Source organism: Bacillus sp. F19, from assembly GCA_023823795.1.
In the GTDB taxonomy this organism is placed as follows: Bacteria; Bacillota; Bacilli; order Bacillales; family Bacillaceae; genus Bacillus_P.
The window spans coordinates 1,268,355-1,280,587 of sequence record CP085710.1; the positions used below are offsets into that span (position 1 = coordinate 1,268,355).

Sequence of the window (12,233 nt, forward strand, 5' to 3'; positions counted from 1 at the left end):
TCTAAATATTAAAACCTTTATTTTAAACCTAACTGACTTAACACCTTATCCAACGTAATACCCTTATACGTATCTTTCGCTCGAGGGGCATCTGGAACAGAGTCATTTTGTAATCCATAGTTTTTAATCACATAATCCATATCCTTTTTATCAACAATCTTATCGAAGTTAAAATCTGTAGTTACATTATTAGTTCCCCAATTTTTTTGTAACTCGATTGCGTCTAATACATCGATTACATCATCCTTATTAACATAGCCAGCTCGTGCAACTTTTAATAAGTTTCTGAAAGATTTACCTATTAATTCTCCACGAATGTCATCAAATAGGAAGTCTACTGTTTTATACATTGTAAAGTGTCCAGGAGCATCTACTTTAATCGTATACGGCTTTGTATCTGCCTTAATACCATCAAATGCATAATCACCTTGTTTTGTTGTAACTGGTGTTTCAAGGACAGTTTTTCCATCAAATGATGTTAATGTTACTTTCGTTTCTCTGAGATCAATTTCAGAAATCGGTTGGCCTGTAGTTGGATTTTTCGCACCTTCTATTTGTACTGAACCAGATAATCTTGAAACTTTTGCATTTACAAAATAATTATCTATATAAGTGAAAACATTTTTCATTTCTACATTTGATTGGTCAATAGTCGTTCCATAGAAATCCCATCCAATTGAAGGTTCTGTAGTAAAGCTTTTATCTAGAGTTTTTACGTCAAAATTAAATAACTGTAGGTCCTCAGGTAACGTTTTATCACCTAAATACGTAAATGTAAACGTATATTGTAATCTGTTTTCCGAAGTTGTTGGTGCAGTTGTTACTGAAACTTGTGCGTCGCCATATTGTTTAACCGCATCGTTAACAATTACATTTTCAATTGCACCTTGATTCTTGTTTACTTGCATTGTAATTTTTGCCGTTTTTAGGTTTTTAACATTATTTGAACGAACTGAATAATTTACAGTCTCTCCAGTAGTTATATTTTGTTTATTTGCTTTCAAATAATAGTAAGGTGTTGTATTTTTTGTAAACACAACGTGTTTATAGGAAGAAGCATTCATTGCAGCATCTAAAGCATAGAACACTACCGGTAATTTTGCATATTTACTATCAACTAAAATATGATCTGAATAGTCACCATTTTTATCTACACGAATAGGTTTTGAAGGATATGGTGATGCCCACGAATAAACAAATGAATTATTTGATTGATCAACGGGAATACCGTACTTTTTCGCCTCATCGATTTCAGGATCATTTATGTTGAGCTTAAAGTCATATAACATTTGTCCCTTTGAATCTAGATCGCTGTCACTATATTCAATTACTTTTTGATCTAACGAATCAAAGCTAGCTGTAAAATTTGGTGTTCCATACTCCAGCATAAAATCTTTTTCCATAGAGAATGTTTTTTCACTTTCACTTGTTCCTACTAGTTTCAATTTATAATGACCAGGTCTAATTAATTTTTTATCACTACTGATCGGATTTTTTGAATCACCTGTAAATGGGTAGTAATCCGTAGCTGCTAGGGTCATAATATTATATACTTGATTTTCATTCATTACGCCTGTATTGAAGTATCCAATTACCCCTAAATCTTCACCTGTTTTTGGATCTTGAATGACAACATCTAATGTTTTCATATGTGATTTTAATGAGAATGAACCAGACATAAACGGATAGTCATAAGAAGTTACGTTTGTCATTTTGTTTGAATACAATGGATTAGATAGTTCAAATGTATCGATTCCCTCGTACACTACACGGCCACCAAATGGAATTTGGTATTGCTCAGTTGAATCCTCATTATTTGTAAATACGATATATCCTTCGTATGTTCCTTTTTCAGCCGTTTTCGGAATGTCCAAACTAAATCTAATTGACTTTTGGCTACTTCCATCAACTTTTACCGAAGTAGGACCTGTTAAAGTCACATTATTTAGAGCTGCATCTTTTGAGCCTCTTAATCCTGTTTGGAATTTAACATTTACATCAAATATTTTTGATTTTTCACTTCGATTTTTTAACATGATATTCCTAGCTTCTGTGATATCTTGGTCATCAGAACCAAACGAACCAAAGCTAATTCCACCTGTTAACTCTTTGATTGGTTTTTGTTTTCCATCTATGATTGTCGGTGTTTTATCGACTACTTGTAACTCTACGTTCGAGTGAATTGCTTCAAATGCATCTACTCGTCCACTTCCTACTTCAAATACACTATAATCTTTTAATAATGGATCAGCTGTATTCATCAAAATGGATTTAATATCAGCTGGCCCGAGATCTTTATTTGATTGAAGTAATAATGCTGACACACCTGCTACATAAGGTGTAGCCATTGAAGTTCCTGATAAACGCTGATATGCATATTTATAATCTTCCGGTTTTGTTCCATCTGCTGTTTTATCGTTTACGTAAAATGGGACGGTTGAAAGAATCGAAACACCTGGTCCAGTTACTTCCGGTTTAATGTCATAATTTATTCGAGAAGGACCTCTAGAACTAAATTTTGCTAACTCATCGGATGCTGTTTGTATCTTAGTAAAATCGCCAAATGTGAAATCAGTTTTACCAGTTTTTAATGCTTCCAAGATCGTTAATCCTTCTTCATTTGAAACAGAGAATGAAGGAATCGCATTAACTGATTCACCTAAAAAAGACTGAATTGCACCCTCGGCCTTGTTTGCTTCATCATTATACATGATAACGCCAGCAGCACCTTGTGCCTTGGCATTCGCAATTTTAGAGTCCAATGTATAAACTCCTCGGCTCATGAGTACAAATTTCCCTTTTACGTCTTTTCCTGTATAGTTATCTCCGAGCCCCACATCAACAAGTTGGATAGTTTTTCCTTTTAATGTAGATAAATCATCTTTATAGTTTTTTGCTAATTGTCTTAAATTGTAATTCTTCCCATTATGTGCACCTGCATATTGATAAATATCAATTGCAACAGATGATGCACCAACAGTTAACGCTAAGGCTGCAGCACCTGGTGAACCTAGCGTATAATTTTTATCGCCACTATTCCCCGCTGCAACAACGGTTGTTACTCCACTTAATACTGCATTGTTTACAGCAATTGAAGTTGCATATAATGGATCATTAAGTGAATTACCTAGTGACATATTAATAACATCCATGCCATCCTTCACAGCTCGATCGACAGATGCAATTATGTCATCAGCTTGTCCGCTGCCATATGGTCCAAGCACTCGGTAAGCATAAATATCTGCTTCTGGTGCTGCTCCAACTGTTGTATACTCACTATCCGTTACTCCACGGCTTCCAATAATCCCAGCAACATGTGTACCATGATTAGTATAATAGGTCGATCCATTCATTTCTGGTTTACCTGATTTTTTCCAATCAGCATAGGTTGTTTCCATCGGATCACTATCGTCATCTACAAAATCATATCCACCTTTATAAGCATCCTTTAAATCTGGATGGTTATAATCAATTCCAGTATCTAGAATACCGATTTTAATCCCTTTACCGGTATAGCCTTCTGCATGTAAACGGTCTAATCCATCATAAGGTGTATAATTTGCGATATTGAATTCATCTGCTTTTAATTGATCATTATCTTTTCCTTGAACAGGCGGATCAATCGTAAACGTTTCGTTACTCCAAACTGATTTGACAACTTTTGATTTTAATAGATTCTGAATTTGATTTGCAGGTAAACTCATTGAAACACCATTAAATGCATGTTTATATGAGCAATTAATCTTATAATTTACTTTTTTACTATTTTCATCAACTAATACTTGTCCTAAATCTTTTTGAAATATTTCATGATCTTGATCAACTAAATTTGATGCTTCAGAATCTGATAGTTGTTGACCTTCTGATGCCGCTTCAATCTTAGCAACTTTTGCTGGTTTATTTGCAAACTCAATAATGACAGAAGTCTGTTTCGTAGAATTTAAATCAATATCAGAAGAAATTTGAAGACCTGTCTCTTCATTTGTTGAAAGTTGGTTAAGAGCTGCTCTTTGTTCTGGTGTTAAATTAGCAAGTAAATTTTCAGTATTCGAATAACTAACCGCTTTCGTAGTAGTTGGTACTTGTCCAATAGAACCTAAAATAAAGCTAGATGATAGAGTAGCAATAACTAAGCTTTTGACAATCCTACTTTTGCGTGCTTTTTTTCCCATTTTCTTCCCCCCCCAAGTCTCTGTCACTTTATTACATATGTAGTGCAATGATTTACGAAACAATGATTCTAATAGGTTTTAAGTATTTATTTAGAATTCATCGATTTTCGTTGATTCATTATAATTACATAAGCACTTACAATTATTAAGAATATTTGGAGTTTTGTAAATTGGGGGGAATATTGCATAAATACATAATTCAAAATACGCTTTTTTTCATCAGTTTTTTTAAAATAATTGTCGTTAAGATGTAGTTAATGTAGAACTTTCATTTCATCACCAATATTATGTTATTTATTTTGTCAAAATAAAGGGAATCTAATTTGGGGGAATATTGTACAAAACTATTAAATACTGTTGATTTAGTATAAAATATTTTTTCAATACGATACAAAACTAGGAAACTATAAACGAAATTGATATCTTCTTCAAAGTATGTTTGATCCAAATCCTCTTATAAACTTCCGGATATTACACTAATGCATTCGTTAGTTGTATAAGGAATTAAACGTTTAAGTTTTTTATCATAAATGCAGGTTTTTATGCCCCTTAAGTTTTAAATTGATATCTCTAAATTAATAGCTTGGATAACGTAATTTTCATGTTCTTCTGATTTAGAATATCCAATTTTGAATTCGTTTGAATCAATTAGATTGTTAATACTCTTTGGTATTTTATAATTCCAGTCAACATCATTATATTGAAATGGAAAATGATCACCGTTTGGATTTGGACTATGAATAAAAACTGCATCATATCCTGCATCTAAACTGCACATGACAGATAATTTGTCTTACAGTACCAAGGGTTCCATTGATTGCTTTTTTGTTCCTTTTTGACCATTACGTCCAGAATCGATCATCAAAGCGATCGGCTGTATTCTTCTGCATTTCTTCATTTGTATGCGAGTAAATATCGAGAGTAATCCCGACTCTTGCATGTCCTAGCCGCTCACTAACGACCTTTGGATTTTCTCCCATTCGCATTAAAATGGTGGCATGAGTATGTCTTAAATTATGAAATGGAATTTTAGGAACGTTGGCTTTCTTCGTAAGTGCTTGAAATTTACGAAGTAGATTTCTTGGCTCAAGGTAGGTTCCGTTTTTTGATTGGATCACCAACCCGAGATGATTCGTTCCTTGTTGTTGTCTATATTGGATCAAGGAATCTCGTATACTAGCTGATAGATACACGTCACGTTCTGAATGAGAAGTTTTCACTACCTTTACCAATAATCCGTTTCTTTTTGTCCTCGTTAACGATTCTTCGACGTGAATGACACCTTTTATCAAGTCAATATACTTCCATTTTAATGCGAGAATTTCTCCTCGCCTCATGCCGGTAAAGATAGCTAGTAAGAAAGGAACAAGCGCGTTTTCTTGTTCGCAAACTTTAAGAAATGCTTTAACTTCTTCGACTGTCCATATTTGTTTACGTTTTTTATGAATCGAAGGAGGAGAAGCGTCTTTAGCTGGATTATTCTTAAGTAATCCCCATTTAACGGCTTTCTGTAAAGCTTTTGATAGTAGATTGTGTATTCTTTTTACCGTTGCATTGGCTAAACCGTTGTCTAATTTTTGTGCATACAATTGATCAATATCATACGATGTAATCTTCTCCAGAGGAGTCGATTGAAAGTATGGTATCAGATGAACACGTACAATTGTTTCACCTAATTCAAAGGAAGCCATTTGAACTTCGTATTTATACGTGTGCAGCCAAATATGAATATAATCCTTAAATAAGGTTTTGGAAGGCTCGCTGTATTCTCCATTCATAATGGCAGCAGTTAGCTTATTCATTTCATCTAATGCTTCACGCTTCGTATTAAAGCCGCCACGATAAATTTGTTTCCTTTTTCCGGTTCTGCTATCTAACCCAGCATTAATTCGAAAAGACCATACTTTACCTATTTTTTTAACTGACATTAAAAAACCTCCATTGGAGATGGAGGTAGGGTTAAGCAGGGAGTGTATGATTTTTTAACACACTTTGTGCCCGCTCAAAGGTGGTTTTTTACTTCGTGTTTGTATAAGGTATGAAGCCATTTAAATAGGAAGTTTTCCATGTCGTACTCTACAAAAACGACAGCGTATTGACAGAGGATGCGTCTCTGACCCTTTTGAGGATTTCATCTCAGTTATTGTGACTTTAATAAAACCCCTTTAGATATTAAATGTCTTAATGTTGTAAAAAGGTTGATAATGAATCGGCTACACTAAGTTAGACAATTATTTTAAGGTCAAGTAGACTAATGAAAACAACGATAAAAGGAGAACATTTACGCAAGAATTTAAAGAACAAATCGTACAACTGTATCTAAATGGATAGCCTCGCAAAGAAATTATAAGTGAGTATGACCTGACTCCCTCCTCACTAGATAAATGGATCAGTCAACAACGCAACTCAGGTTCGTTTAAAGAAAAAGATCATTTAACGCCTGATCAAGTGAAATTGGCTGAGGTAATGAAGAGAAATAAACAGCTAGAAATGGAGAATGATATTTTAAAGCAAGCCGCGCTGATCATGGGACGAAAGGAAATGTGATTCGAAATAACGCCCACAAATACTCGGTATCAGCAATGTGTAACGTCCTCAAGATTTCAAGAAGCACATATTATTACGAAGAAAAAATTCTACCTCAAACAGATGAGGTAACCCTTAAAGTGATAGAAATCTTCCATGCCAGCCGCCAAAACTATGGCACGCGCAAAATTAAAGTGGAACTCCAGAAATGTGGATACCAGGTTTCAAGAAGACGGATTGGTCGAGTGATGAAAGAGCAAGGCCTAGTGTCCACTTATACCATTGCCCAGTTCAAGCCCCATGTCTCAACGTGTAATGAATCGAAGCAAAAGAATGAGCTAAACCGTGAGTTCAGACAAGAAGCAGCTTACGACGTGGTTGTCAGTGATTTAACGTATGTGAGAGTCGAGAAAAAATGGCATTACATATGTGTATTTGTTGATCTTTATAATCGGAAAATTATCGGATACAGTGCTGGTCCACAGAAGGACGCAAAGCTTGTGTATCAAGCGATTTCTTCGATAAAAATTGATCTAAACAAGATCAAGTTATTTCACACGGATCGTGGAAGTGAATTCAAGAATAAATTGATTGACGAAGCCTTAGAAACGTTTGAAATCAAGCGTTCTATGAGTATGAAAGGCTGCCCATATGATAATGCGGTTGCGGAGGCAACATTTAAAATTATCAAGACAGAGTTTGTAAAAAAACGCCACTTCGAATCACTATCCGACTTAAAGAGGGAACTATTTGATTATGTGAACTGGTTTAATGGAACAAGAATTCATGGAACATTGGGTTGTTTAAGCCCACGAGAATACAAAAATTTACACCTTAAGAAAACTGTCTAGTTTAGTGTTGACATACCAATAGATAAAAATGGTACTACTATAGTTTTTCTATACAAAATATTAGAAGTCCTTCTTTTACTATCCTGCCTCTTTAATTGCACAAGAAAAGCTCTACTCCTTATTGAAGTAAAGCTCCCTATTGTTTTTAACATAATGTATCCAATCCCTTGTTCCACAATCGGGCCCGAATGTGGAACACAGTTAAACGCCACTCATCAACTAAACTGTATGACCACAAAAAAAGCCCTTCTCCTAATCGAGAGGGGCGTTCTACGGATGAATTAGGACCGATAACCCCAACTTTATACATTATTTCCTCCTATTTTAGAAAAACTTTATATATATAACATTCTATATAGAAATTAAAAGAAATTATAGTCTCAACCATAGGTTCTGGTACAGAAATTTCAAATTTCTTGAAAGGAATCTTTGACTTTCTGAACATATTACTTAGTCTATGGGATTGTGGAACAGGAAAGCCTTGTTCGCTGCGAACAGTATATATTCAAAGGTTAAAAATGGGTAAGAAAATAAATGAATATGGCTTTACATAGGGTGGAGGGGTATGGTATATTATTTTCAAGGAGGGAAGTTAATGGAAAAAGAAATTGTAAATATTGATCTTCCTATAGAGGATGACTGCTGTAATACTTCTTCCCGAAAAAGTCATCACTCAGATGCAGTAAAGAAAAATTTAGTAACCCGTTTAAATCGCGTCGAAGGGCAAATCAGGGGTATTAAAGGTCTTATAGAAAAAGATACTTATTGTGATGATGTAATTACACAAATAGCAGCAACTCAAGCAGCTCTAAACAGTGTTGCAAAAATTCTGCTTGAAGGCCATTTAAAGGGCTGTGTAGTTGATCGGATCAATGAGGGTGATATGGAAGTTCTTGATGAGTTTGTCGTTACGATACAAAAACTAATGAAAAAATAAAAGGAGAAGTGAAAAATGCAAAACGTAAAATTGAATGTAAGCGGAATGTCCTGCGGACACTGTGTAAAATCTGTAGAAGGAAGTGTAGGGAAACTTGAAGGCGTTAATGAAGTAAAAGTACATTTAGAAGATGGAAAAGTGGATGTTGCTTTTAACCCGGAAAAAGTTTCTTTAGATAAAATTAAAGAAACAATTGATGACCAAGGCTATGATGTTGAATAAAAAATGAGAGTGCTTTTTAAGCACTCCTTTTTCTCACTTAAATATACCCCCTCTAGGTATAAAAAGAGAAGGTTCACTTGAATAAAGCAAAAGTAGATGTATCATTTGTGTCTGGATGGCACGTCTTATTCCCTTAAAAATATACCCCATTATTGTATGTGGTGATAGGAGTGTAAGTTTATGAGCGATAAAAAAGAAACAACACTTCAAATAGCTGGCATGACGTGTGCAGCTTGTGCAGTGAGAATTGAAAAAGGTCTCAAAAAAATAGATGGAGTAGAGGATGCGAGCGTGAATTTCGCATTAGAAAAATCAAAAGTAATTTTTGATCCATCTAAATCAAATGTAAATCAGATTAAAGAAAAAGTGGAATCTTTAGGATACAAAGTAGTAAGTGAAAAAGCAGAATTTGATATAAGCGGAATGACATGTGCAGCGTGTGCTAATAAGATTGAAAAACGTTTAAATAAGGTAAATGGAGTACAAAATGCAACGGTAAATTTCGCCTTGGAATCTGCGTTAGTAGAATATAATCCGGATGAAGTTTCTATCGTTGATATGAAAGAGGCCATTAAGAAATTGGGCTATCGTTTAGAACAAAAGCAAGAAGCTGCAGGCGAAAAGGTTGATCATAGACAGAAAGAAATTGAGAAACAAACAGGAAAATTCATTTTCTCTTCTATTTTGTCTATCCCTTTACTTTGGGCGATGGTCAGTCATTTTGAATTTACATCTTTTATTTGGCTGCCAGAGATGTTTATGAATCCATGGGTACAGCTCGCGCTTGCTACTCCAGTTCAATTTTTAGTCGGCGGTCAATTTTACGCAGGCGCCTATAAAGCATTAAGAAATAAAAGTGCAAACATGGATGTTTTGGTGGCGCTTGGCACCTCTGCAGCTTATTTCTACAGTATCTACCTGAGCATTCAAACAATAGGGTCTGATTCACATATGGTGGAATTATATTTTGAAACAAGTGCTGTGTTAATTACCCTTATTATTTTAGGGAAGCTGTTTGAGGCAAAGGCAAAGGGACGTTCATCTGAAGCCATTAAGAAGCTTATGGGCATGCAGGCGAAAACGGCCACAGTGTTTAGAGACGGCCAAGAATTGAATGTGCCAATTGAAGAGGTAATCGCTGGTGATATCGTATACGTGAAACCAGGTGAAAAGGTACCTGTTGATGGTGAGATTTTTGAAGGACGATCTGCTCTTGATGAGTCAATGATTACAGGTGAAAGTATTCCTGTTGATAAAACAGCTGGAGATTTAGTAATAGGATCAACCATTAACAAAAATGGGTTTTTAAAGGTAAAGGCAACAAAGGTTGGAAAGGATACTGCTTTAGCGCAAATCATCAAAGTAGTTGAAGAAGCACAAGGATCGAAAGCTCCTATTCAGCGCCTAGCCGACGTAATCTCCGGAATTTTTGTCCCAATTGTAGTTGGGATAGCCATTGTGGCATTTCTAGTTTGGTACTTTGTTGTAAGCCCCGGAGAGTTTGCAGTAGCTCTTGAAAAGTTAATTGCCGTATTAGTTATCGCATGTCCATGTGCTCTAGGTCTAGCTACGCCTACGTCCATTATGGCAGGGTCAGGCCGAGCTGCTGAATATGGAATTTTGTTTAAAGGCGGGGAGCACCTTGAAACGACACATCGATTGGATACAGTGATCCTTGATAAAACGGGAACTGTAACATATGGAAAACCAACACTCACAGATGTTATTCTTTCAAATGGATTTGAAGAAAAGGAATTTTTAAAGTTAGTCGGTGCTGCAGAAAGAAATTCTGAACATCCGTTAGCTGAGGCAATTGTCCAAGGCATTAAAGAAAAAGGTATTGAACTAGGAAACACTGAACATTTTGAAGCAATTCCTGGCTTTGGAATCGAATCTAAAGTTGAAGGTAAATCCTTGCTTATCGGAACGCGCCGTCTTATGGAGAAAAATAACATTGATGTTGCGAACATATTGCCTAAAATGGAAAACTTGGAAAAGCAAGGTAAGACCGCAATGCTAGTCGCAATTGATCATCAGTTTGCAGGAGTGATTGCTGTCGCAGATACAATTAAAGAAACCTCTCAAAAAGCGATTGAAAGGTTAAAAAAGATGGGTCTTGAGGTTGTTATGATTACAGGAGATAACAAGCAGACAGCTCAAGCAATTGCAAATGAAGTCGGAATTGACCATGTGATAGCAGAAGTTCTGCCAGAAGGAAAGGCAGAAGAAGTTAAAAAGCTTCAAAAAGCTGGAAAGAAAGTGGCGATGGTCGGTGACGGTATTAACGATGCACCAGCGTTAGCTACTGCAGATATAGGCATGGCAATCGGTACTGGTACTGATGTAGCAATGGAGGCTGCTGATATCACTTTAATCAGAGGAGACTTAAATAGTATTGCCGATGCCATCTATATGAGTAAAATGACGATTCGGAATATCAAGCAAAATCTATTTTGGGCCTTTGCTTATAATGCTTTAGGAGTTCCAATTGCAGCACTGGGCTTTCTGGCACCATGGCTTGCAGGAGTAGCAATGGCATTTAGTTCAGTTTCCGTTGTTTTAAACGCACTCAGATTACAAAGGATTAAGCTAAAAGGATAATTTTAAAAAGAGAGGAGTGTTTTTATGAAACAAAAAAAGATAGTTACCTGGGCGATTTCAGCCATTGTTTATCTCGGGTTAGTAATTGGCGGATATACGGTATATGCAAGCATGAATAATAAGAATGATCACACTGATACCCACTCGGCTACATCAAATAGTAACGAGAAAAAGGAAACTAGTACTGAGGAAGAGCATAACGATGATCATACTAGTCAAAAAAGTGAGGGTACGGATTCAGGGCATTCAGATCATGGAGCTCGTTCAGAAAGTGAAGTGGTCACGAACGTAAAATATGAGGAAGGCTTAATTACCATTGATTTAAAAGATAAAGAACAAAATTCACCTGAATTAGAAATTTCACATGAAAAGATTATGCATTTAATTATTGTAAGTGCCGATTTAGAAGATTATTACCATTTACATCCTGAGGAAAAAGGAAATGGCATATATACTCTGAAATTCGACCTGCCTGAAAACTCATATAAAGCGTTTGTTGATATTAAACCCAAAAACCTTGCCTATCAGGTTATTCCGATAGAGCTGCATGTGGGGGAAAGTCATGGTGAACATGAGGAAAATTCACTAAAGGTGGATACAAACTTAACAAAAACAATCAATGGAAAGTCAGTAGAATTAACCACTGCAGAGCTAGTGTCAAACAAAGATGTTACGTTAAATTTTGATACAAAAGGGATTACTCCAGAACCCTATCTGGCAGCTTTAGGTCATGTTGTAATTTTAGATGATAAGGGTGAGAAATTTGTACACGTGCACCCTGCATCAGAAGAAAAGACAATATTTGAAACAAAATTTGATAAATCTGGGATCTACAAAGTGTGGGGAGAATTTAAATTTGATGGTAAAGTAAATAGCTATCCATTTGTTATAGAGGTCAAATAAACAAGAAGAACAAAGGGGAAT

The 12,233-nt window shown here is 35.6% G+C and carries 6 protein-coding genes and 1 pseudogene; 5 read left to right on the plus strand and 2 right to left on the minus strand.

Annotated features, from left to right (window positions below; translation table 11 throughout):
• Positions 1-17: 17 nt before the first annotated feature.
• Complete coding sequence (locus LIT25_06475; GenBank protein ID USK34980.1) at positions 18-4,172, minus strand: S8 family serine peptidase; 4,155 nt, start codon at positions 4,170-4,172, stop codon at positions 18-20.
• An 842-nt stretch (positions 4,173-5,014) separates the two neighbouring features.
• The gene (locus tag LIT25_06480) at positions 5,015-6,100 is read right to left on the minus strand and encodes a site-specific integrase (GenBank protein ID USK34981.1); all 1,086 of its coding nucleotides are present in this window, start codon (positions 6,098-6,100) and stop codon (positions 5,015-5,017) included.
• A gap of 376 nt (positions 6,101-6,476) precedes the next feature.
• Between LIT25_06480 and LIT25_06485 the strand changes: the two are divergent.
• The 5 genes and pseudogenes from LIT25_06485 (at position 6,477) to LIT25_06505 (ending at position 12,212) form a co-directional block, all read left to right on the plus strand.
• A pseudogene (locus tag LIT25_06485) lies at positions 6,477-7,549 on the plus strand (IS3 family transposase).
• A 595-nt stretch (positions 7,550-8,144) separates the two neighbouring features.
• The gene (locus tag LIT25_06490) at positions 8,145-8,486 is read left to right on the plus strand and encodes a metal-sensitive transcriptional regulator (protein ID USK34982.1); all 342 of its coding nucleotides are present in this window, start codon (positions 8,145-8,147) and stop codon (positions 8,484-8,486) included.
• Between the two features lie 15 nt (positions 8,487-8,501).
• The gene (copZ, locus tag LIT25_06495) at positions 8,502-8,708 is read left to right on the plus strand and encodes a copper chaperone CopZ (GenBank protein USK34983.1); all 207 of its coding nucleotides are present in this window, start codon (positions 8,502-8,504) and stop codon (positions 8,706-8,708) included.
• Between the two features lie 180 nt (positions 8,709-8,888).
• A complete protein-coding gene (locus LIT25_06500; protein USK34984.1) occupies positions 8,889-11,309 on the plus strand; it encodes a heavy metal translocating P-type ATPase in 2,421 nt (806 codons plus the stop codon).
• A 24-nt stretch (positions 11,310-11,333) separates the two neighbouring features.
• On the plus strand, positions 11,334-12,212 hold the full coding sequence (locus LIT25_06505; protein USK34985.1) for a hypothetical protein: 879 nt from the start codon (positions 11,334-11,336) through the stop codon (positions 12,210-12,212).
• The last annotated feature ends 21 nt before the right edge of the window (positions 12,213-12,233 follow it).

Coding starts and splice junctions, on each gene's coding strand:
- LIT25_06475 (USK34980.1), bottom strand. CDS start 4,172: ATGGGAAAAAAAGCACGCAAAAGTAGGATTGTCAAAAGCTTAGTTATT.
- LIT25_06480 (USK34981.1), bottom strand. CDS start 6,100: ATGTCAGTTAAAAAAATAGGTAAAGTATGGTCTTTTCGAATTAATGCT.
- LIT25_06490 (USK34982.1), top strand. CDS start 8,145: ATGGAAAAAGAAATTGTAAATATTGATCTTCCTATAGAGGATGACTGC.
- copZ (USK34983.1), top strand. CDS start 8,502: ATGCAAAACGTAAAATTGAATGTAAGCGGAATGTCCTGCGGACACTGT.
- LIT25_06500 (USK34984.1), top strand. CDS start 8,889: ATGAGCGATAAAAAAGAAACAACACTTCAAATAGCTGGCATGACGTGT.
- LIT25_06505 (USK34985.1), top strand. CDS start 11,334: ATGAAACAAAAAAAGATAGTTACCTGGGCGATTTCAGCCATTGTTTAT.